23 protein-coding genes and 2 tRNA genes are annotated in these 21411 nt (G+C 71.4%); 15 read left to right on the plus strand and 10 right to left on the minus strand.

Translation table 11 applies throughout. From position 1 onward, the window contains the following. Positions 1-191: 191 nt before the first annotated feature. The gene (locus CTJ15_RS05065) at positions 192-1814 is read right to left on the minus strand and encodes a tannase/feruloyl esterase family alpha/beta hydrolase (RefSeq protein ID WP_226946048.1); all 1623 of its coding nucleotides are present in this window, start codon (positions 1812-1814) and stop codon (positions 192-194) included. Positions 1815-2056: 242 nt separating this feature from the next. Between CTJ15_RS05065 and CTJ15_RS05070 the strand changes: the two genes are divergently transcribed. Together CTJ15_RS05070 and argJ are read left to right on the plus strand one after the other, a co-directional pair. Further along, positions 2057-2995, plus strand: coding sequence for a peptidylprolyl isomerase (locus CTJ15_RS05070; RefSeq protein WP_019462758.1), 939 nt, complete (start codon positions 2057-2059; stop codon positions 2993-2995). Positions 2996-3020: 25 nt separating this feature from the next. Continuing rightward, entirely contained in the window at positions 3021-4256 is a 1236-nt protein-coding gene (gene argJ / locus CTJ15_RS05075) for a bifunctional glutamate N-acetyltransferase/amino-acid acetyltransferase ArgJ (RefSeq protein ID WP_019462757.1), read from the plus strand. Between the two features lie 586 nt (positions 4257-4842). Here argJ and CTJ15_RS05080 read toward each other — a convergent pair. Then, the gene (locus CTJ15_RS05080) at positions 4843-5085 is read right to left on the minus strand and encodes a hypothetical protein (protein WP_075821528.1); all 243 of its coding nucleotides are present in this window, start codon (positions 5083-5085) and stop codon (positions 4843-4845) included. Between the two features lie 125 nt (positions 5086-5210). Continuing rightward, positions 5211-6194 (minus strand): TRAP transporter substrate-binding protein, encoded by a 984-nt coding sequence (locus CTJ15_RS05085; protein WP_019462755.1) that lies wholly within the window; start codon positions 6192-6194, stop codon positions 5211-5213. A gap of 246 nt (positions 6195-6440) precedes the next feature. On the opposite strand from CTJ15_RS05085, the gene CTJ15_RS05090 reads away from it, so the two are divergent. Together CTJ15_RS05090 and CTJ15_RS24255 are read left to right on the plus strand one after the other, a co-directional pair. Then, on the plus strand, positions 6441-9086 hold the full coding sequence (locus tag CTJ15_RS05090; RefSeq protein WP_019462754.1) for an EAL domain-containing protein: 2646 nt from the start codon (positions 6441-6443) through the stop codon (positions 9084-9086). Positions 9087-9311: 225 nt separating this feature from the next. Beyond that, positions 9312-9548 (plus strand): hypothetical protein, encoded by a 237-nt coding sequence (locus CTJ15_RS24255; RefSeq protein WP_193009638.1) that lies wholly within the window; start codon positions 9312-9314, stop codon positions 9546-9548. A gap of 157 nt (positions 9549-9705) precedes the next feature. On the opposite strand, the gene CTJ15_RS05095 is transcribed toward CTJ15_RS24255, so the two are convergent. Continuing rightward, a tRNA-Thr gene (locus tag CTJ15_RS05095) sits at positions 9706-9780 on the minus strand. A 221-nt stretch (positions 9781-10001) separates the two neighbouring features. Here CTJ15_RS05095 and CTJ15_RS05100 point away from each other — a divergent pair. Together CTJ15_RS05100 and CTJ15_RS05105 are read left to right on the plus strand one after the other, a co-directional pair. Then, complete coding sequence (locus CTJ15_RS05100; protein ID WP_126281836.1) at positions 10002-10334, plus strand: hypothetical protein; 333 nt, start codon at positions 10002-10004, stop codon at positions 10332-10334. Between the two features lie 72 nt (positions 10335-10406). After that, positions 10407-11204, plus strand: coding sequence for an HpcH/HpaI aldolase/citrate lyase family protein (locus tag CTJ15_RS05105; protein WP_099781278.1), 798 nt, complete (start codon positions 10407-10409; stop codon positions 11202-11204). Positions 11205-11225: 21 nt separating this feature from the next. Here the strand turns inward: CTJ15_RS05105 and hisD are convergent, their stop codons facing one another. The 5 genes from hisD to CTJ15_RS05130 form a co-directional block, all read right to left on the minus strand. Next, on the minus strand, positions 11226-12515 hold the full coding sequence (gene hisD / locus CTJ15_RS05110; RefSeq protein WP_019462751.1) for a histidinol dehydrogenase: 1290 nt from the start codon (positions 12513-12515) through the stop codon (positions 11226-11228). Positions 12516-12713: 198 nt separating this feature from the next. Further along, positions 12714-13406, minus strand: a complete 693-nt coding sequence (hisG, locus tag CTJ15_RS05115; protein ID WP_019462750.1) for an ATP phosphoribosyltransferase — start codon at positions 13404-13406, stop codon at positions 12714-12716. Positions 13407-13516: 110 nt separating this feature from the next. Next, positions 13517-14776, minus strand: coding sequence for a UDP-N-acetylglucosamine 1-carboxyvinyltransferase (gene murA, locus CTJ15_RS05120; protein WP_058390185.1), 1260 nt, complete (start codon positions 14774-14776; stop codon positions 13517-13519). A gap of 51 nt (positions 14777-14827) precedes the next feature. Continuing rightward, positions 14828-15382 (minus strand): dCTP deaminase, encoded by a 555-nt coding sequence (gene dcd, locus CTJ15_RS05125; RefSeq protein ID WP_019462748.1) that lies wholly within the window; start codon positions 15380-15382, stop codon positions 14828-14830. 85 nt (positions 15383-15467) lie between these two features. Beyond that, positions 15468-15821, minus strand: coding sequence for a hypothetical protein (locus CTJ15_RS05130; protein WP_099781279.1), 354 nt, complete (start codon positions 15819-15821; stop codon positions 15468-15470). A gap of 149 nt (positions 15822-15970) precedes the next feature. Here CTJ15_RS05130 and CTJ15_RS05135 point away from each other — a divergent pair, with 149 nt between their 5' ends. The 9 genes from CTJ15_RS05135 to CTJ15_RS05175 all read left to right on the plus strand — a co-directional run bounded on the left by CTJ15_RS05135 (position 15971) and on the right by CTJ15_RS05175 (position 20788). Then, positions 15971-16651: an HAD family phosphatase gene (locus tag CTJ15_RS05135; protein WP_075823473.1), complete on the plus strand. Its 681-nt coding sequence runs from the start codon at positions 15971-15973 to the stop codon at positions 16649-16651. Between the two features lie 146 nt (positions 16652-16797). Continuing rightward, positions 16798-17016, plus strand: a complete 219-nt coding sequence (gene infA / locus CTJ15_RS05140; RefSeq protein ID WP_026033499.1) for a translation initiation factor IF-1 — start codon at positions 16798-16800, stop codon at positions 17014-17016. Between the two features lie 90 nt (positions 17017-17106). After that, on the plus strand, positions 17107-17706 hold the full coding sequence (locus tag CTJ15_RS05145; protein WP_075823472.1) for a nucleoside triphosphate pyrophosphatase: 600 nt from the start codon (positions 17107-17109) through the stop codon (positions 17704-17706). Further along, the gene (locus tag CTJ15_RS05150; protein WP_099781280.1) at positions 17691-18836 is read left to right on the plus strand and encodes a ribonuclease E/G; all 1146 of its coding nucleotides are present in this window, start codon (positions 17691-17693) and stop codon (positions 18834-18836) included. The genes CTJ15_RS05145 and CTJ15_RS05150 overlap by 16 nt, the downstream gene beginning before the upstream one ends. Beyond that, positions 18829-19062: a DNA gyrase inhibitor YacG gene (locus tag CTJ15_RS05155; protein WP_019462743.1), complete on the plus strand. Its 234-nt coding sequence runs from the start codon at positions 18829-18831 to the stop codon at positions 19060-19062. Before CTJ15_RS05150 ends, CTJ15_RS05155 begins: the two co-directional genes overlap by 8 nt. 100 nt (positions 19063-19162) lie before the next feature. After that, a tRNA-Phe gene (locus tag CTJ15_RS05160) sits at positions 19163-19238 on the plus strand. Positions 19239-19482: 244 nt separating this feature from the next. Beyond that, positions 19483-19941 carry a hypothetical protein gene (locus CTJ15_RS05165; protein ID WP_019462742.1) on the plus strand — a complete coding sequence of 153 codons (459 nt, stop codon included), beginning with the start codon at positions 19483-19485 and terminating at the stop codon, positions 19939-19941. Between the two features lie 128 nt (positions 19942-20069). Further along, entirely contained in the window at positions 20070-20495 is a 426-nt protein-coding gene (locus tag CTJ15_RS05170; protein ID WP_019462741.1) for a Rap1a/Tai family immunity protein, read from the plus strand. A 14-nt stretch (positions 20496-20509) separates the two neighbouring features. Then, positions 20510-20788: a glycine zipper domain-containing protein gene (locus CTJ15_RS05175; RefSeq protein ID WP_019462740.1), complete on the plus strand. Its 279-nt coding sequence runs from the start codon at positions 20510-20512 to the stop codon at positions 20786-20788. A gap of 92 nt (positions 20789-20880) precedes the next feature. Here the strand turns inward: CTJ15_RS05175 and CTJ15_RS05180 are convergent, their stop codons facing one another. Then, positions 20881-21210 carry a hypothetical protein gene (locus CTJ15_RS05180; RefSeq protein ID WP_058390189.1) on the minus strand — a complete coding sequence of 110 codons (330 nt, stop codon included), beginning with the start codon at positions 21208-21210 and terminating at the stop codon, positions 20881-20883. Positions 21211-21411: the final 201 nt, after the last annotated feature.

Consider the following 21411-nt stretch of genomic DNA (forward strand, 5'->3'; position numbering starts at 1 on the left):
CCCAGGCCAGTGGATCGGCGGGGCGCCAAAGACACCCCGTCCGCGCTGGCGGCGCCCGCGGTCGCAGGAAGCGCCAACTCGTCGGGGCCAGGGCACGCAGTGTCCTGGGTCCTGGCGGATAGGGGGGAAAGGCGCTGCCTTTCCCAGGGGCGGCTCCCAGGGGGGCTCCCAGGGGCGGCATTCCCGGGCCTTCACGGATCGGCGCAGGCGAAGCTCGATGCCTCCGTGACCGGCCCCTTGCCGTCATGGCGCGGCACCTGCGGCCAGGGGCAGGCCGGGCGGCTCCAGAGGCGCCGCCCATCCGGGCCGGTCTTGGTGGTGGCCAGTTGCGCGGGCGCCTCGCCCTTCTCCACCCAGGCTTCCAGCGCGCCCAGTGGGTCGAAGCCGTTCTGGTCGATGCCCGGCCCGGCATTCGACAGTCCGCAATGGTCGAAGCCCGGCAGCAGGAAGAGCCGTGCCGTGCCCGCCATGGCGTCGCGGCCGCCAGCGGCTCCGCTGGCCGCCTCGAACCACCGCACCGTCCGCTCCGGCGTCACGATGGCATCCGCCCAGCCGTGATAGGCGATCAGCTTGCCGTCCCGGGCGCGGAAGCGGGCAAGGTCGGGGGAGGTGGCATTGTACAGCGCACCCATGGCGGCCAGACGCGGCGGGTCGCGGTCGAAATCGAAGGCAAGGGGATCATAGCCCTCGCCCGGATCCTCGGCGAAGGCCATGTAGCGGAGGAAGTCCCGGTTGAAGAGCGGATTCAACGGCGGCGTGGTGGCGGTGCCGGCCAGCCAGACCGGCCAGAAGGGCTCCGAGCCCGGCGGGATGCCGCCGGGATAGAGCGCCTCCCCCCGGCTGTTGCGCGGCGGCGCGTACCAGGCCTCCAGCACCCCGACCTCGGCCTCGCCCAGGCAGTCCGGCCGGTTCGAGCCGGCGGGGCATTGCAGCGTCGCCGGGTCGAACCGGCATTGGCGCGGGTCGGAGACCAGCCCGTCCTTCAGCCCGTCGGCGCCGTCGCAGGCCTCGGCCACGGCCTTCTGCACCAGCGGCGTATGGGCCGGGTCGAAGAGCCGCCCGCCGTCCGGCCCCGCATTGGCGCGGGTGGTCCAGGCCATGGCAGTGGCGACCAGGCCCGTATAGTCCAGCGCCGGGGAACCCGCGATGATGCCGTCGAAATCGTCGGGGAAGCGCTGCGCCTCCATCAGCGCCTGCCGCCCGCCGGTGGAGCAGCCGGCGAAATAGGCATGGGCCGCCGGGCGCGCGTAGAAGGCATTCACCAGCGCCTTGGAAACGCGGGTCACCTCTGGCACCGCCCGCGTGCCCCAGTCGATTTCCGCCAGCCGGTTGTTCCAGGCCCAGCGCCCGTCGATGGAGCCGGTGCCCCAATGGCCGGAATCCGTGGTCGCGGCGGCATAGCCGCGCCGCAGCCCATAATTCAGCGCATTGGTGAAGCCTGGCGCGTCGCCCAGGACCTTGCCGCAGAAGCCGCCGCAGCCGGTCATGTAGAACTTGCCGTTCCAGCCGGAAAGCGGCAGGCGCAGCTCGAAATTGATCGCCGGGCGGACATAGCCGAGCACCCGGCAATGCGCCGGCAGGTCCCCCGCGGCCGGGACGGCGGTGGCGGAGAGCAGGTTGGTGTCGTCGAGGCGCATCCCCGCCAGCGCGGCGCAGCGCGCGGCCTCGGGCGCGGGCTGGATCGGGCCGGGTTGGGCCAGGGCCGGGCCGAGGCCGAGCAGGGCCAGAGCGGCCAGGGCGAGGCCGCCCCCGCGCAGGGCGGCGCTTCGGTCCGCCGGAACGGCGGGGCAGGGGACCGGTATCCGGTCGGGCATGGTTTCTCCTCCCTCGGCCGCCCCTTCCCGGGGCGGCTCCGGGCCGCAGGATAAGCGAGGAAACGGGCTTCGTCGGCGATTCTCGCCCCGCCCGCCGGTCCGGTGTGGGGGCGGGCGTGTTGCGGCCTGTTGCCGCCCCTCCGGAGGGTGGCCCCGGCGAGAGGTTTCGGTACGGAAGCGTGCCTTGCCGTCCCGCAGCATGCGCGTCATGGTGCCGCGCCCTTTTCGACAGGACTTGTCTGATGCGTTTTCCCGTTCTGATCCTGTCGCTCGGACTGCTGTCCGGACCCCTGGCTGACGCGGCCCTGGCCCAGACCTCGGCGGTGCCCAATCCCACGGCCGCCCCCGCCTCGCCCCAGGCGGCGCAGCAGCCCGCCGACCCGGTGGTGGCCCGGGTGAACGGGGAGGAGATCCGCCTCAGCGATGTCCGCGACGCGGCACAGGACCTGCCCGCCGAGGCGCGCAACGCCCCGCCGCAGGTGCTCTTCCCGCTGATCGTGGACCAGCTCATCGCGCAGAAGGCGGTGGCCGCCGCCGCCCGCGCCCAGGGGCTGGAGAAGGACCCCGAGGTGCAGCACCGCATCGCCGTGGCCACCGACCAGGAGCTGCAGCAGGCGCTGATCCGCCGCGACGTGGCCCCCGCCCTGACCGACGAGGCGCTGCGCAAGCGCTTCGAGGCCGAGCAGAAGAGCCAGCCGGCCGAGGAGGAGGTGCATGCGCGCCATATCCTCGTCGCCAGCAAGGAGGAGGCGGACAAGGTCCTGGCCGAGGTGAGGAAGCCGGGGGCGGATTTCGCGGCGATCGCGCAGAAATACTCGACCGACCCCAGCGGCAAGGGCAATGGCGGCGACCTGGGCTTCTTCAAGAAGTCCGACATGGTGCCGGAATTCGCCGAGGCCGCCTTCGCGCTGAAGCCCGGCCAGATCAGCCCGGCGCCGGTGAAGTCGGCCTTCGGCTGGCACATCATCAAGGTCGAGGAGCGCCGCGCCGCGCCGCCCAAGAGCTTCGAGGAGCAGCGCGCCTCGCTGCGCCAAGCGGCTTTCGAGGAAGCCGTGAATGCCGCCCTGGAGAAGTACAAGGCCGGCGCCAAGGTCGAGCGCTTCAACCTCGACGGCACGCCGCAGCGCCAGCCCTCGCCTCTGGACGGTGCCACGCCGCCCGCCCCCGCCCAGAAGAACTGAAATCACACGAGCGCCGAGAACACCCATGGCCAAGGACCTTCCGGTTTCCCCCCTCGCGGTGCCCATGCCCGCCTTGCCGCCCGTCGCGGGCGTCCGCCTCGGCACGGTGGCGGCGGGCATTCGCTACAAGGGGCGCGACGACCTGATGATGATGGTCTTCGCCCCCGGCACCACGGTGGCGGGCGTCTTCACCAGCTCCAAGTGCCCCGGCGCCCCGGTGGACTGGTGCCGCAAGGCGCTGGAGGGCGGCACGGCCCGGGCGGTGGTGGTGAATGCCGGCAACGCCAATGTCTTCACCGGCCGGGCGGGCGAGGAAGCGGCGCGGCTTTCCGCCGAGGCGGCGGCAAGGCTGGTCGGCTGCGCGCCCTCCGAGGTCTTCCTGGCCTCCACCGGCGTGATCGGCGAGGTGCTGCCGCACGAAAGGCTGACCGCCGCCCTGCCGGCCCTGCATGACGGCCTCTCGCCGGAAGCCTGGGCGGAGGCGGCGCGCGGCATCATGACCACCGACACCTTCCCCAAGGCGGTGACGCGGCAGGCGCGGATCGGCGGTGCCCCGGTGACCATCACCGGCATCGCCAAGGGTTCGGGCATGATCGCGCCAGACATGGCGACGATGCTCTGCTTCGTGGCGACGGATGCGAAGATCCCCGCCGCCGCGCTGCAATCGGCGCTGAAGGCCGGGGTCGAAACCTCCTTCAACCGCACCACGGTGGACAGCGACACCTCCACCTCCGACACGGTGCTGCTCTTCGCCACCGGCCAGGCGGAGCATCCCGAGGTCACGGCCGAGGGCGGCGAGGTCCTGGCCGATTTCCGCGCCGCGCTGGCCGGGCTGCTGCACGAGCTGGCCCTCCAGGTGGTGCGGGATGGCGAGGGCGCGCAGAAGCTGATCCAGGTGGCGGTGCGCGGCGCGGTCTCCGACGCCTCGGCCAAGGTGGTGGCGCTGGCCATCGCCAACTCGCCGCTGGTGAAGACCGCCATCGCGGGCGAGGACGCAAACTGGGGCCGCATCGTCATGGCGGTCGGCAAGGCCGGCGAGCCCGCGGACCGTGACCGGCTTTCCGTGGCCGTCGGCGGCACCTGGATGGCGCGCGAGGGCGGCGTGGTGCCGGGTTATGACGAGGCCCCGGTGGTCGCGCACATGAAGGGCCGGGAGATCGAGATCGAGGTGGATCTCGGGCTGGGCGAGGGCAGCGCCACGGTTTGGACCTGCGACCTCACCCATGGCTACATCGATATCAACGGGTCGTACCGGAGTTAGCTTGGCGAGAACAACGGTCTAGCGCGGGTCCGCAGGGTGCTGGCGAGGGCGCCGACGGCGGCCCTGGCCTCCCTGCGCCAGCATGGAGGTGCCCTGGATCTCTCCACGCCCCGATAAGCTTATCGGGTTTACCGGAGCGTCAGCGGAAGAACCCAGCAGGCGCTGGGTACGGCGAAGGGCACATGGGTTTTGTGCCGTTCGCGGATGTCACGGCGGCGCCTCAGTGACACGGCATGCTGTGAGACTGCGCGAGGGCGCATGTGGCCTCGGGAGCAAGGTCCTCCGATCTTCCCATGGCATACGCCGCGAGGAACAGGAGACCGAGTATGGCGGCGACCGGAAGCCATTTCCGGGCTCCGCGTAGCGCCCGGGAAGCCTGGGGCGCTTCCGGGACGGAGCCTACGATGCCGGGGCCACATGCGGCACGCAGGCGATCATAGTGATCGGGTGACCCAGGCGAAGAAGGGGAGAGACGCACGGTCCAGCTTTCCCGCGATAGATGCTTTGCGCATCGGTATGGTCCTTACAATGTGGCGTCCCGAGGGCGATTGTCTGTGATCTGGCGCACACTGCGCCTGGCTGCCCTTCAGTGCAGCCGGGAGCGCAGGCCGCGGACGACGCTCCGGCCGGCGGGCCGGAAGTAGTGGCTGCGGGTACGGACCGAGGCGGAGCGGGAACGCCCCGAATAGAAACGGACCTCGACCAGCCCTTCCGGAAGCGGTCGCGCCTGGTGCAAGCCGGCGGGCTGTGAGACCGCCGCAGCCGCCTGTGGGCCGAAAAGGAACCCGGCGGCGACAAGGGTCGCGGCGAGCGCGAGGCTGCGGAACATGGATGTCTCCGGAAACGCAACCAAAAGTTGCATTTCTGGAACCGCCCCACAAGCCATGGCGCCCGGGCCGCCGCAGGGCCCCGCCCCCATGCCCGGAAGGCGGGCCGGCGCCGCCCCGCGATCCTTCAGCGGCCGCCGCGATAGGCGCGCAGGATGGCTTCCCCTTCCGGACCCGCCCGCTGCACCCAGGCGGCCTGGACAGGCGCCGCCGCCGCTTCCAGGGCGGCCCGCAACGCGGGCGAGGTGGCGATCGTCATCCCATGCGTCCGCATCCGCGCCTCGTTCTCCGCCATGCGGGTCTCGATGGCCTTGAACTGGCGCGCCTCGGTGGCCTTGCCCGCCCGCGCCACCGCCGCCTGCCCGGCTTCCGGCAGCCGTTGCAGGGCCGCCGTGTTGCAGAAGGCGAGGCTCAGCGGCCAAGCGTAGTCGATGGCGGTGAAATGCGGCAGGATCTCCCAGAGCCGCGCCCCGGCGCCGCCATCGCCCGAGGACAGAACCGCGTCCATCTCGCCGGATTTCAGCCGCGGCAGGGCGTCGGCGAAGGAGATCTGGGACGGCTCCGCGCCCGCCGCACGCATCACCGTGGTCCCGGACTCGTCATAGGTGCGCACGCGCAGGCCCTTCAGCGATTCGGGGCCGGTCACCGGCCTGCGCGACCACAGGCCCGTGGCGGGCCAGGGCGTGGCATAGAGCAGGGTGAGGCCGCGCTCCGAAAGCACCTTCACATAGGCGGGGCGCGCCGCTTCCAGCAGGCGGCGCGTGTCGTCCGCGGAGCCGGTGAGGAAGGGCAGGGCGGAGAGCTGGAGGATCGGCGCCAGCCCGGCCAGCGCGCCGGTGAAGGCATCGGCGGCCTCCGGCTTCCCCTGGGCGACGGCGCCCGGCATCCTGGCGGAGCGCAGCCCATCCGGCGCATCGAAGGCCGGCCGGACATGCAGGATGCCTTGCGCCTCCAGGTTCGCCGTCTCGGCGAAGAAGGCGATTCCCTCGCCCGGCATGGCGGTGGCCGGGTATTCGGTGGCGATGCCCCATTCGGCCGCCTCGGCCCGCGCCGGAAAGGTAGCCAGGCCCAGCAGCGGCGTCATCGCCATCAGGGCACGTCGCGTCGTCATGTGATCCATTCCCCAGTCAGCTCCCCACCCGGGCGGGGCCGCCGCGCCGGCTGGCGGCGTGCCCTGATCTTGCGAGGTTGTGCTGATAACCAATTCATCATCTCATGGCTGCAAGCTACGCTCCAGAAGCGAGCCGCGCGTTCCGTCGGGAGAGACCGGATGGGCGCGCCGGCCCCGCGCGGCTTTCAGCAGGATCCGCCGGATGTTCCGTACAGGGCCGGAAGCGATATGACAGGGGAGGGTAGGATGGCGCGGCCGCGGTCACCGCACGCCGCAGCGGCGGGTGACGAGGGCGCCGGCGCGGCCGGCCTCCGGAGAAGGCTCCGGTCCGTCGCCGCATGGTTCGGTGCCGATCTGGGCCTGATCCTGGCGATCCTGCTGCTGTTCTGGGGCGGCATCGCCCTGCATCTGCAACGCGAATACCAGCGGAGCCTGGACAACGCGACACGCAACGCCGGCAACCTGGCCGGGGCCGCGCAGCAGATCATCGCCCGGACGGTGGAGGCGATCGACCAGCGGCTGCTCTTCATCCGCGAGGCCTACCGGCGCGACCCGGCCGATTTCAGCCTCGACTTCCTGCGCCGGGAACATGGCTTCCAGCAGGACATGTCGCTGCAGACCGCCGTGATCGGCCCTTCGGGGCGGCTCTGGCTCAGCAATCTGGGGGCGGTCCAGAACGGGGTGGACCTGTCCGACCGCGCGCATTTCCGGGTGCATCTCGATACCCAGCAGGACGAGCTCTTCATCAGCGTGCCGGTGATGGGGCGCGAATCCGGGCGCTGGTCGGTGCAGTTCACCCGGAAGCTGCTGACGGGCGACGGCCGCTTCGGCGGCGTGGTGGTGATCTCGCTCAACCCCTATTGGCTGACCCAGGTCTACGACACGCTGGATATCGGCCGTGGCACCGTGACCCTGGCCGGGCTCGACGGGATCATCCGGGCACGGGCGCCGGAGGGGGCCGGGGCACTCGGCAGCAGCATCGCCGGCAGCGACCTGATGACGGAGGCGCTGATCCGCCCGCAGGGCACCCTCCGCGGGCGGAACCCGGCCACCGGCGCCGAGCGGCTGGCCGCCTTCCGGCGGGTCGGGTCCTTTCCCCTGATCGTGGCCGTCAGCAACGACATGGCGGAAATCCTGCAAGGCTACGACGCCTACCGGCGCAGCGTCCTGTCCTCCGGCGCGGTGCTGACGGTGCTGATCCTGGGGACGGGCGGCCTGCTGATCCGCCGCAGGAGACAGCGGGCACGGTCCCAGCAGGCATTGTCCGACGCGATCGAGAACATCAGCCAGGGCCTGGTCATGGTGGCGCCGGACGGGCGCATGCCGGTGGTGAACCGCCGCGCCATGAGCCTGCTCGGCGTGCCGGAAGGGCAGCGGTCCGCCTTTCTGCGCGGCGGGCAGGTCCGGGACATCCTGCCGGAGGACTGCGCGCTGGACCCGGGCGCCGGGCGGCTGGCGCCGCTCTACCGCTGCACGCGCCCGGATGGCACGGTGCTGGAGGTCCGCAGCCAGGTCCTGGGCAATGGCGGCCTCGTACGGACCTTCACCGATGTCACGGAGCAGACCCTGTCGGAGCGGCGGGTGCGCTTCCTGGCGCATCACGACCCGCTGACCGGCCTGGCCAACCGCCTCCTGCTGCATGAGCGTCTCGACCGGGCGATCGGGGAGGCCGGCGGGCGGGAAGGCAAGCTCGTGGTGCTGGCGCTGGATCTCGACCGCTTCAAGGTGGTGAACGACACCTATGGCCACGCGGCGGGCGACCAGCTCCTGCGGCAGGTGGCGGAGCGTCTGGGCGAGCTGGTCGGCCCGGACGACACGGTGTCCCGCCTCGGCGGCGACGAGTTCGTGATCCTGTGGCGCGGCACGGCCGCGCGGGACGGGGTGGAGCCCCTGGCCCGCCGGATCGTGCGCAGCCTGGTCACGCCCTTCATTCTCGACGGCAACATGGCGCAGGTCGGCACCAGCGTCGGCATCGCCCTGCATCCGCAGGATGGCGCGACGCCGGAAAGCCTGCTGCGCAACGCGGACACCGCCCTGTACCGCGCCAAGGCGGAAGGGCGCGGCACGGTGCGCTTCTTCGAGCCCGCCATGGAGGTGGAACTCCGCGAGAGGCGGGAGATGGAACAGGACCTGCGGCTGGCCCTGCAGGCCGATCTGCTGGAACTGCACTACCAGCCGATCATGACCTGCGGGAACGGCGCGATCCGCGGCTTCGAGGCGCTGCTGCGCTGGACGCATCCGGTGCGCGGGCCGGTGCCGCCCGCCACCTTCATCCCGGTGGCGGAGGAAAGCGGGCTGATCCTGCCGCTCGGCCGCTGGGTGATGGAGCGGGCCTGCGCCGAGGCCGCGACCTGGCCGGAGCCGCTGCGGCTGGCGGTGAACCTGTCCCCCGCGCAGTTTCGCAGCGGCAACCTGCCGGCCATCGTGGACCGCGCGCTGGAGCTTTCGGGCCTGCCGGCGGAACGCTTGGAGCTGGAGATCACCGAGGGGCTGCTGATCGGCGATGCCGAGGAGGCGCTGAACGCGATCCATGCCCTCAAGCGCCGGGGCGTGCGGATCGCGCTCGACGATTTCGGCACGGGCTATGCCAGCCTGGGCTACCTCCACCGCTTTCCCTTCGACCGGATCAAGGTGGACCGCTCCTTCGTCCATGCGATCGGCCGGCGGAACGGTGCGCATGCCATCGTGGAGGCGGTGCTCGCCATGAGCAGCAACCTGGGCATGGAAGTAACGGCGGAGGGCGTGGAGACCGAGGAGCAGTTGCGCTTCCTGCAGCACCGTGCCTGCGACGAGGTGCAGGGCTTCCTGCTGGGCCGGCCGATGAGCCGGGAGGCCGTGGCGCAGCTCCTGCGGGCGCACGGGTTGCGGAATGAGCGCCTCACCTTGCCCTGACCTGGGCTCCGAAGGACATCCGTCGGCGGAAGGATGCCACGGGAACCGGCCAAGCAATGGCGGGAGGCAATCCCATCAATGGCATGCGATTTATTTTACTCTCATAATTTAATCCCACGGAATAAACTTGGCGCAAATCATTAATACTTAATTCTTCTTCAAAACTAAGTACTCTATTTGGTTTACATGGGGTGTTTCGGTTTGTATCAACCCCGCCCGCAACAGATGAAGCGGGATTCGGTCATGAAGTGGTACAAGCCGACCGACCTACCGGGCGAACTCGAGATCGTCTGGATCGACGATCCGAAATGGGGGCTGACAGTCGGCTGTGTCCGGCGTGGCGTCTGGGAAGTGCCCGGCGAGGGGCCGGGTTCCGCGAACCCGACGCGATGGGCGCGAATGCGCGAGGATGGTCCCACGCCTGCCCAGATCCAAAGGCCGAAGCTGCCCTATCGCAGATAGCCCGGCCCACGCCGCCAACCCACGGCCGTACCTCGCCTGGAAGGCGCGAGGGACCGTCCGCCACCGTCCCCGACAAAGACGCAGCCGTGCAGCGGAGGCCTCGTGCATCGAACGAGGGAACCGGCTCGGAAGCAGAGGGGGATGTTCAGGAAGGTCGTGGTGCTGCTGGAGAGATTCGAACTCTCGACCTCTCCCTTACCAAGGGAGTGCTCTACCCCTGAGCTACAGCAGCAATCGCGGGGTGGGCGCTCCTTAACCGCAGACGGCGGGCAGGGCAAGCCCCGCCCGGCAGCTTCACAGCAGGAAAAGCGGAGATGGCTCCCATGCCCGTGACCAGGCTGTCCGCAGGGCGAAGCCGAAGGTGCTTCAACAGGAACACATCATGAACTAGTATGCCGCCAGGATATTCGGCCCGGAAGGGGAAAGAGACCCATGGCTGGGAATCGGCAAGGCGTGCCTCAGGCGCCAGAGCGCCAGGCCCTGGCGCGGCTCGCGGAACTGGCGGGCAAGGGCGCGGCTCCCGACCGTGTGCGGCGGGAGGTCGAGACCATCGTGGATGACTGGCGCCGCGGCGTGCTGGGCCACGACGAACGCGCGGCGCTGCGCGAGCGGCTGGAGGAGATGCACGGGCAACTCGCCGAGGGCGTGGAATCCGTGGAGGAGCAGATGGCCGAGATCGGCCAGGACGAGCGCGCCGCGCTGCTGGCCGGGCGGCGGTCCCTGGCCGCGCTGGTGGCCGCGCGCGACGCGCTGGCCCGGGCCCATGGCGCGCTGCTGCCGGCCTGACCGGCGATCTGCTCTATTCTGCCGCCCGGGCCGGCGAGTCCGGCACCGGAGAGCGACAGGGAGGGAGCGGCCATGCGCGAGAACAGGGTCGGGACGCTGTGGGGGCGTGGCGAGGCGGTGGTGAATGGCTGGCTCGCCATTCCCAATGTCTTCTCCGCCGAGACCATGGCCCATGCGGGCTGGGATTCGCTCACCATCGACATGCAGCATGGCGTGGTGGACTACGCTGCCGCCGTGTCGATGCTGACGGCGATCTCCACCACGGGAACCACGCCCATGGTGCGCGTGCCCTGGCTCGATCCGGGCATCATCATGAAGATGCTCGATGCCGGCGCCTATGGCGTGATCTGCCCGATGATCAATACCCGCGCCGATGCGGAGCTCTTCGTGTCCTCGCTGCGCTACCCGCCGCGCGGCATGCGCTCCTTCGGCCCGATCCGGGCGCTGCTGCATGCCGGGCCGGACTATGCGCGACACGCCAACGACACGGTCTTCGGACTGGCGATGATCGAGACGCGGCAGGCGCTCGACAATCTCGACGAGATCCTCTCCGTCGAGGGGCTGGACGCCGTCTATGTCGGCCCCGCCGACCTTTCCCTCGCCCTGGGCTGCACGCCGCGCTTCGACCAGGAGGAGAAGCCGGTGGTGGAGGCGATCGACATGATCCTCGCCAAGGCGAAGGAGCATGGCGTGGTGCCCTGCATCCACAACGGCACGGCGGAGTACGCGCTGCGCATGGTGGAGAAGGGCTTCCGCTTCGTCACCGTGGCCTCCGACGCCCGGCTGATGGCGGCGGGGGCGCAGGCAACGGTGGCGGCGATGCGGGGCGGGCCGAGGCCGAAGGGCCCCGGCACATCCGGGACCTACTGAACCGCCCCGCCCGGACGGCGCCTATTGCCCCAGCCGCATCGCGATGCTGCGGGCATGGGCGCCCAGCCCCTCGGCCTCGGCCAGCGTGACGGCGGCGGGGCCGATGCGGTGCAGCCCGGCCTCGGTGGCCGAAACCCAGGTGGTGCGCTTCAGGAAGTCATAGACGCTGAGCCCGGAGGCGAAGCGCGCCGTGCGCCCCGTGGGCAGCACATGGTTCGGCCCGGCCACGTAGTCGCCCAGCGCCTCCGGGCACCAGCCGCCGAGGAAGGCCGCCCCGGCATGGCGGATGCGGGCAAAGAGCGCCTCCGGCTTCTCCACCAGCAGCTCCAGGTGCTCCGGCGCCAGCCGGTCGCAGAGCGCCACGCCTTCCTCCCAGTCCCGCACCAGCAGGATGGCGCCGTGTGCTTCCCAGGAGGCGCGGGCGATCGCCTCGCGCGGCAGGCTGCGGAGCGCCTCCTCCACGGCGGCGGCGGCGGCCTCGGCCATGGCCCCGCTGTCGGTGATCAGGATGGCCTGGGCGGCCTCGTCATGCTCGGCCTGGGCCAGCAGGTCGATGGCCACCCGCCGCGGGTCCTGCGCCGCATCGGCCAGCACCACGACCTCCGAGGGCCCGGCGATGGAATCGATGCCCACCCGCCCGAAGACCTGGCGCTTGGCCTCCGCCACATAGGCGTTGCCGGGGCCGACGATCTTGTCCACCGGCCGGATCGAGGCGGTGCCCCAGGCCAGGGCGGCGATGGCCTGCGCGCCGCCGATGCGCCAGACCTCGGTCACGCCGGCACGGTCGGCGGCAGCCAGCACCAGAGGCGGGATCTCGCCATCCGGGGTCGGCACGGTCATCACCACGCGCCCCACCCCCGCAACGCGCGCGGGCAGGGCGTTCATCAGCACCGAGGAGGGATAGGCCGCCTTGCCGCCGGGGACATAGAGGCCGGCCGCGTCCACCGCGTTCCAGCGCATGCCCAGCATCAGCCCGTCCTCGGGCAGCACCATGTCCTGCGGCATCTGCGCGGCGTGGAAGCGCTCGATCCGCTCCGCCGCCACGTCCAGCGCCGCCAGCAGCTCCGGCCGGCAGCGCGCTTTCGCCTCGGCCACCTCCGCCGCGCCGACCCGCAGCGCACCGATGCCGGCAGGGGTCCAGCGGTCGAAGCGGGCGGTGAGGTCCAGCAGCGCCGCGTCGCCTTCCGCCCGCACCCGGGCGATGATTTCGGCCACCGGCCCGTCCACCCGCGCGGTCGTGTCCCGCGCGGTGTCGAGCAGGGCGTCGAACTGGGGGCCGAATTGCGGGTCGCGCGTGTCGAGGCGCTTCATGCGGGCGGGTCCTTGCCGTGGCGTTCCGCATGGCCCGCGGCCCCCTGCCGTCCAGGCCAAGCCAAACGAATGGGAGGTCGAGGAACCTCAGGTTCCTCGCGCGAGAGCGCGAGAGGGCGGCGCCCTCTCGTGAACCATGCGCGCGACGCCTACAGGCAAAGCCCGCCCGGCTTCAACCCTTCGCGTCAACCCTTCTCGTCAACCCTCCAGGGCCGCCCGCAGCCGGGCGATCCAGGCGCCGATGGCCTCGGGCTCGGTCTTGAGCGCGGTGCGGTTGACAATGAGGCGGGAGGTGACGGGGGCGATGACCTCGGTCTCCACCAGCCCGTTGGCCTTCAGCGTGCCGCCGGTCTGCACCAGGTCCACGATCAGGCGGGACAGGCCCATCGAGGGGGCGAGCTCCATGGCGCCGTTCAGGTGGACGATCTCCGCCTGCACGCCCCGGGCGGCGAAGTGCCGGGCGGCGATGCGGGGATACTTCGTCGCGACGGTGACGGTGCTCCAGCGGCTGGGGTCGTCCGTGGCGGCGCGCTCCACCGGCTCCGCCACGCTGACGCGGCAGGCGCCGATGCGCAGGTCGAGGGGCGCGTAGATCTCGGGGTAGTCGTGCTCCATCAGCACGTCGGCGCCGCAGACGCCGATCTGCGCCGCGCCGAAGGCCACGAAGGTCGCCACGTCGAAGGAGCGGACGCGGATCACGTCCAGCCCCGGATGGCTGGTGGCGAAGCGCAGCTTGCGGCTCGATTCGGAGGAGAAGTCCGGCTCCGGATGCAGCCCGGCCTTCGCCAGCAGCGGCGTCAGCTCCTTCAGGATCCGCCCCTTGGGCAGAGCCATGACGAGCCCGGTCTCGGCATCGCGGAAAGCCGCGGCATCGGGAAGCGGATGGTCCATGGCGGCGCCTATGTCCCAGGCCCCGCCCGGGATGCAAGCGCGCAGAACGCAGGGGTCGGCCGCGCGAAAGGCGGCCGGCCCCGTTCCAGGCCCGTTCCGGCCCTTGCCGGTCAGTCCCGCAGGCGCCCGATCTCGGCGCCCACCGCCGCCAGCTTGGCCTCCACGGCCTCGTAGCCGCGGTCGAGGTGATAGACCCGGCTGACGATGGTCTCGCCCTCGGCGGCGAGGCCGGCCAGGATCAGCGAGACCGAGGCGCGCAGGTCGGTGGCCATGACCGGGGCGCCGGAGAGCTTCGGCACGCCGCGCACGATGGCCGAGGAGCCGTGGACGTTGATCCGGGCGCCCATGCGGGTCAGCTCCGGCACGTGCATGAAGCGGTTCTCGAAGATCGTCTCGGTGAGCATCGAGGCGCCGTCGGCCACGCACATCAGCGCCATGGTCTGGGCCTGCATGTCGGTGGCGAAGCCGGGAAAGGGCTCGGTCATCACGTCCACGCCGTGCAGCCCGTTCAGGCGGCGGACATGCAGCCCGCCCGACTGGTCCTCCAGCACCACGCCGGCCTCCTGCAGCACGCGGGCGCAGGCGCCGAGCTGCAGCACGCTGGCGCCCTCCAGCAGCACCTCGCCGCCGGTGATGGCGGCCGCGCAGGCATAGGTGCCGGCCTCGATCCGGTCGGGGATGATCGGGTGGGTGGCGGCGTGCAGGCTGTCCACGCCCTCGACGGTCAGCCGGTCGCTGCCGACCCCCTCGATCCGCGCGCCCATGGCGATCAGGCACTGGGCGAGGTCGCCGATCTCCGGCTCGCGGGCGGCATTCACCAGCTCGGTCGTGCCTTCGGCCAGGGCGGCGGCCATCAGCAGGTTCTCGGTGGCGCCCACGGACACCTTGGGAAAGACCACCCGCGCGCCCTTGAGCCGGCCCTCGGCCCGGGCGTCGATATAGCCTCCGGTCAGGTCGATGCGCGCGCCCAGCGTTTCCAGCGCGCTGAGATGCAGGTCCACCGGGCGGGTGCCGATGGCGCAGCCGCCGGGCAGGCTGACCTTGGCACGGCCGTAGCGGGCCAGCAGCGGCCCCAGCACCAGCACCGAGGCACGCATCTTCCGCACGAGGTCATAGGGCGCCTCCAGGTTGGTGGCCCGGCCCGACATGCTGATGCGGCGGCTGCCTGTGTCGTGCTCCACCGCGAGGCCGTGCTGCGCCAGCAGCTTGCCCATGGTGCGCACGTCCTCCAGCGCCGGGGCGTTGGTCAGGACCAGTTCCTCCGGCGTCAGCAGCGCCGCCGCCATCAGCGGCAGGGCGGCGTTCTTGGCGCCCCCGATGGGGATGCGGCCGCGCAGGGGCCTGCCCCCGCGCACGCGAATACGGTCCATTGCGATAAGCCCCCTACTGTATTCCCGGAATCCCGCCGCCGGCCATCCGGGTCACAGGCGGGGCAAGGCTACGCCGCGCTGGCGCATGTACTTGCCCGCCCGGTCGGCATAGCTGACCTCGGGCGCCCCCGCGCCCTGCAGGAAGAGGAACTGGCAGATCCCCTCGTTGGCGTAGATACGCGCCGGAAGGGGAGTCGTGTTGGAAATCTCGATCGTCACCTGGCCTTCCCATTCGGGCTCCAGGGGGGTGACGTTCACGATCAGCCCGCAGCGGGCATAGGTGCTCTTGCCGAGGCAGATCACCAGCACGTCGCGCGGGATGCGGAAATACTCGACCGTGTGCGCCAGGGCGAAGGAGTTCGGCGGGATGATGCAGGTCGCCCCCCGGCGGGTGACGAAGCTGTCCTCGGCGAAGTGCTTCGGGTCCACCAGCGCGTTGTCCACGTTGGTGAAGACCTTGAACTCGTCGGCCACCCGGGCGTCGTAGCCGAAGGAGGAAAGGCCGTAGGAGATCACGCCCTCGCGCCGCTGCGCCTCCACGAAGGGTTCGATCATCCCGTGTTCCGTCGCCATGCGGCGGATCCAGGTATCGGGCATGATCGACATGGGCGGGCAGGTCCGGCGGAAAAGGCGGCGAAGGACGGGGACTTAGCCCGCCGGAGCGGGGCGGGGCAACCGCGCGCCGCGCGGTTCAGCCCCCCGGGTCGGCCGCGGGGGCGCCGGGGCGCGGCCCCGGTCCCGCGGAGCCGGCCTCGTCGCCGGCCTCGTCGCCGGCCTCGTCGCCAGTCCGGGCGGCGGTCCGGGCGGCGGCCGGCGCCGCGTCCGGCATGGCCTCTGGCGCCGTTTCCGAGCTGGCCCGGGTGGCTCCCTGGCTGGCTTCCTCGCCGGTTTCCTGGGCGGCGCGGGCGCGGCCCTGGGCCTTGCGGCGGCGCAGGTTCTCGCGCAGCGCCCGGGCAAGGCGCTCCTGCCGCTCGATCTCCGTGGCGGCGCGGGGGCGTTCCGGCGAGGCGGCCGGGGGATCGGAGGAGGGGTCGCGGTCCTGCATGGTGCCTGGGTGCCGCGAAGGGCGGGGATGGGTCAAGCAGGCGCGGCCCCGCGGGCTGGCGCGGAAGGGAGGCGGCATCGCCCGGGCGCCGGTCCGCCCCCCCGAAAGACGTGATTGCGCCGGGCGCATCCCGGCGGCAAACCGGCCCCATGCCGCTGCCCCAACCTCCCGCCGCCGTCATCTTCGACATGGATGGCCTGCTCTTCGACAGCGAGGCCCTGTACCGGGAAGCCCTCTTCTCCGCCGGGGTGGAGACGGGGCTGCCGGTAAGCGAGGCGCTGTACCGGCAGATGGTCGGCAATCCCTGGCCGACCATCTGGAGGCTGCTGCTGGACCTCTACGGCTCCGAGGATTCGGTGGCCGCCCTGCGGGCCGCCTGGACACGGGATTTCGAATCCCTGGCGGCGACGCGGCTGGCGCTGAAGACGGGGGTGGTGGAGATCCTGGACGCGCTCGACCGGCTGGGCCTGCCGCGGGCCATCGCCACCTCCTCCCAGCACCACAAGGTGGAGCACCATCTCGGGATGCATGGGCTGGCCGGGCGCTTCCATGCCGTGGTGGCGCAGGGCGACTATGCCGCCGGCAAGCCTGCGCCCGACCCTTTCCTGCGCGCGGCGGAACGGCTGGGCGTGGCGCCGGAGCTCTGCCTGGCGCTGGAGGATTCGCACAACGGCGTCCGCTCCGCCGCCTCGGCCGGGATGATGACCGTGATGATCCCTGACCTGCTGGAAGCGACCGAGGAGATGCGCGGCCTGTGCCGCGCCGTGGCGCGCGACCTGCACGAGGTGCGTCTCTTCCTGCTGCGCTCGCACGGCGTGGCGGCGGACTGAGCCGGGCCACTTCCCGCGGCCCCGCCGCATGGCTGGTCCCTGCCGCGACGTCCTTGCTTGACCGGAAGGGGCGTCAAGACCATGTTCCGCCCCGTTCCACGCTCCCCCCGGGCGCGCCTGCGCGCGTCCGCAACACAAGAGGATGCATGTCGAAAGAAGACATGATCGAGTTCAGCGGCCAGGTCGTCGAGCTGCTGCCCAACGCGATGTTCCGAGTGAAGCTCGACAACGACCACATGGTCCTGGCCCATACGAGCGGGAAGATGCGCAAGAACCGCATCCGCGTGCTGGCAGGCGACCGCGTGAATGTCGAGATGACGCCCTACGACCTGACCAAGGGCCGGATCACCTTCCGGTTCAAGTGAGCCGGTTCCGGTCTGTTGGCCGATCCCGTTGACCTGACCACCCGCCGGACACGGCGTGTCCCGCCGGTGGCCAGCGAAGAGGTTCCCCCGATGCAACGGCCCCTCCCGGCGGAGCGGCCGCCGCTCGTGCTGGCCAGTGCCAGTCCACGGCGCCTGGATCTCCTGGCCCGGTTCGGCGTGGTGCCAGACCGGGTCGAGCCCGCCGATATCGACGAGACCCCCGGCAAGGACGAGCTGCCGCGCCTGCTGGCGGCCCGTCTGGCCCGCGGCAAGGCGGAGGCCGCCGCCGCCCGCGCGCCGGGTGCGCTGGTGCTCGCCGCCGACACGGTGGTGGGGGCCGGGCGCCGCTGCCTCGGCAAGCCGGCGGACGAGGCGGAGGCCCGGCGCTTCCTGGAACTGCTCTCCGGCCGTCGCCACCGGGTGACCACCGGCGTCTGCCTCGTCACCCCCGGCGGGACGCGGCGGGAGAGGCTGGTGACGACGATCCTCGCCTTCCAGCGCCTGACCCGCGCCCAGATCGACCATTACCTGGAAGGCGGCGAATGGCGCGGCTGTGCCGGCGGCTATTCCATCCAGGGGCAGGCCGAGGCCTTCGTCCGCTTCCTGTCCGGCAGTCATTCCAACGTGGTCGGCCTGCCGATGTTCGAAACCGCGCAGCTCCTGCGTGGCGTGGGATGGCTGCGGCCCTGACACGCCCCAATCCGGACATGCTGATCCTGCACGGCGCCTCGCCCGGCGAGCGCCGCACGGCGCTGCTGCGCGGTGGCGTGCTGGAGGAAGCCTGGATCGAGCGCCCCGCCCGGCCGGACGGGGTGGGCGACATCCTGCTCGGCCGCGTCACCGCCCGCGTTCCGGCCCTGTCCGGGGTCTTCCTGCTGCTGCCGGGGGAGGAAAGCGGCTTCCTGCCCGATGCCCAGGGCGGGGAAGGGCTCTCGGAAGGCAGCCACGTCGCCGTCCGCGTGGTGCGCGGCGCCCAAGGCGGCAAGGGCCCCCGGCTGGACCGCAAGCTGCCGAAGGATCTGGACCTGCCTTCGCCCCTGCCTGGCCCGCCTCGCCTGCTGCAGCGGGGGCCGGCTGCGGTGGAGCGCCTGGCGCAGGCCTTTCCGAAGGCCACGCTGCGGACCGACTCCGCCGAAGCCGTGCCGGCGCTGCGGGCCCTGGGGGCGGAGAACGTGTCCCTGGCGACCGGACCGGTCTTCGGCGAGGAGCTGGAGGACGCCTTCGACTCCCTGGCACGACCGGAGGTGCCCCTGCCGGGCGGCGGCAGGCTGCTGATCCACCCCACCCCGGCGCTGGTGGCGATCGACGTGGATACCGGCGCGGCCACGGGGCGGGACCGCACGGCCCAGGCCCGGGTGAACGAGGCCGCGCTGGCCGAGGCGGCACGGCAGATCCGCCTGCGCCGCTTGGCGGGGCCGATCCTGATCGACCTCGCCGGCATGGCCCCCAAGGCGCGGGGCGCCTTCCTGCCGGCGCTGCGCGAGGCCGCGCGCCCCGACACGCAGCTGCGCATCATGGGCTTGACCGCGCTCGGCCTGATCGAATGCGTGCGGACCCGGGTGCATCCGCCGCTGCACGAGGTCACCGGGCAGCCGCCTTCGCCGCTGACGCTGGGCCTTGCCGCGCTGCGCCGCGTGCTGGGCGTGCTGCGGCACCGGCCCGGCCTGCGCCCGGCGCTGCGGGCGCATCCGCGCGTCCTGGCGGCGCTGGAGACATGGCCGGGCGCGCTGGAGGAATTCGAGGCCATGGCCGCGCTGCCCCTGGTGCTGCGGCCCGACGCCGCCATCGCTTTCGGAGAGGAGCTTGCCGAGGATGCCTGACCGCCCGTCCAACACCCCGTCCAATGCCCCGCCCGGTTCCGCCGCCAGGCCGGAACATCCCCGCCGTGGCGCCCGCTGCCCGATCTGCGGCCGCCCGGTGGTGCCCGCGCACCGGCCCTTCTGCTCGCCGCGCTGCCGGCAGGCCGATCTCGGCCACTGGCTGTCCGGCAGCTATGCCATCCCGGGCGAGCCTGTCGCGGAACGCGATCCCGACCTGGAGGACTGAGCCACTCCCCCCCCGTGCCGGATGCGTCAAAAAGATTGCGGCGGGCGGCTGGACACTGGCCGGGGGCTGGGCTAATTCCGCGCCACGCCAAGAGCGCTGTGCCCAGGTAGCTCAGTTGGTAGAGCATGCGACTGAAAATCGCAGTGTCGGTGGTTCGATTCCGCCCCTGGGCACCATCTCTTTTCCTGACACCCCCTCCTTTTCACCATCGGGATGCTCCGGCTCCCATGGCGAAACGCGGCCGTTTCCGCTGCCTGGCCCTGTGGGGCCGTTCTGGCTGGCCTGCGGATCGGCGATTGGTTTCCCGGCCGGGTGGGAACAAGCTCTGTCCCGTCCCTCCCAGGCGCATCCGCACCGGAGGTTGCCGTTGCCGGCGGAGCATCCCCCGGACGGCATGACGATCAGGACTGGAGGACAGGTGTGAGCGATTTTCCCGATTCCGGGCGTTTCGATGCCGACAGTGTCCGCACATGGATGGAAAAGCAGCGGGCCGAGAAGGAGGCGGAGGCACGGCGTGCCGAGGAAGAGAAGCAGAACGGCATGTCCGAACTGCGCCGCTCCTTCGAGGAGCGGGAGCTGCCGCCGGATGCGCTGACGAAGCTCCAGGGCATGATCCGGCGGGCCGCGCTGGACGGGGAGCGGGAAGTGCTGGTGCTGCACTTCCCGTCGCAATGGATGAAGGACAGCGGCCGCTCCATCACCAGCGGACTCGACACCTGGCCGGAGCAGCTCGAAGGCTTCGCGCGCCGTGCCTATGATTTCCACCAGAAGGAACTCACGCCGCGCGGCTTCGGCATCCGGCCGGTGATCCTCGACTACCCGAACGGCATGCCGGGCGATGTCGGCTTCTACGTCACCTGGAAGACCGACCTGGACTGACGCCAGCCGGCCCGCGGCACCATCGGAGGTTGTCGGCAGGCGTTGTCAGCCCCGGCAACGGAAGACAGTTTGCTGCGTCCGGCCGGGGGCAACCCGCCCCCGGCCCTGGACAGGGAGAAGCTGGACCTATGCGACACCTCCTCGCTTCGGCCGCCATGGCGGCCATGCTGGGCGTTGCGGCGCCCGTGATGGCGCAGCCGGCGGCGGGCGACACGCCCACCGCCGTCAGCACCACCGCCGAACTCGCCGAGATCTGCCTGCCGAGTACGCAGGGTGTGCAGCGGCTGGAAGCCATCGCCTACTGCCAGGGATATTTCACGGCGGCCGGCCAGTACCATGCGGCGCTGCACCCCGCCTCCTCGCGGCGGCCCCCGCTGTTCTGCCTGCCGAATCCCGCCCCGACCGTGGCGCAGTCGGCGATCGCCTTCGCCAACTGGGCGAAGCAGAACCCGCAATACGGCAGCGAGCCGGCCCCCGACGGCCTGCTCCGCTGGGCGCAGGCGACCTATCCCTGCCCGCAGCCCGCCGCCCGTTCCACCCGCCCGGCCCGCTGATCATGAGGACGACCATGACGCTCCGTTCCGCCCGTTTCGTCCTGCCCCTCCTGGCGCTGGGGAGCCTCTGCGCCTGCCAGGGCATGAGCGATTCGCAGCGCCGCGTCGGCACGGGCGCGGCCGGCGGTGCCGCCCTGGGCGCGGTCGCCGGCTCCTTCAGCGGCAATGCCGGCTGGGGCGCGCTGATCGGCACAGGTGTCGGCGCGGCCGGCGGCTATCTGTGGGACCAGTCGGAGCGGGCGCAGGACCGGGCCTTCCAGCAGGGCTACTACCAGGGCCGCCGCGGCCGCTGAGGCTGGTTGCCCGAAGGGCGCATGAAAAAGGGGGCGCCCGCCGGGCGCCCCCTTCCGCTTTCCGGCCCCGGGAGCAGGTCCCGGGGGCAGGTTCAGGTGTTGTTGCTGACATCCAGCGGGGTGGCGCCGAAGCTGTTGTTCGTCACCGGCGGGTTGCCCTGCGGGGCACCGCCCACCGCGGAGGAACCGGCATTGCTCTCGTTCAGCACCGTGGCACCGGAGCGGCCGCTGGTCACCGGCATGTCCGCCGAGGGCATGCCGGTCACGGCGGAGGAGCCGGTGCCGCTGACATCGCGCGGGGTGGAGCCGGGAGTGAAGAGGGAATAGCCGCCGCCCTCGGCCGCGAAGGCGACGACCGGGGCGGCGGCCAGGATCACCGCGGCCAGGAGGGGGGTGAAGCCACGGCGAAGGGAAATACGCATGAAAGGCGTCCTTGGTTATTCTTCAGACGGATCGTGAGTGGTCCGTATGGGCGTCTAGATAGCTTCCTAATTGCACCGAAAATCCGCTTATTGGCGGATAGTTTGTTCGGAAAATCAGAACAAAACATCGAACCGTCATTTTCCCCATCGCGATCCCACCTGGCGGAAGCAGGGGCCGCATGAAACGAACCTGACGGGAAA

Origin of the sequence: Roseomonas sp. FDAARGOS_362 (genome assembly GCF_002754815.1) — a bacterium.
In the GTDB taxonomy this organism is placed as follows: domain Bacteria; phylum Pseudomonadota; class Alphaproteobacteria; order Acetobacterales; family Acetobacteraceae; genus Roseomonas; species Roseomonas mucosa.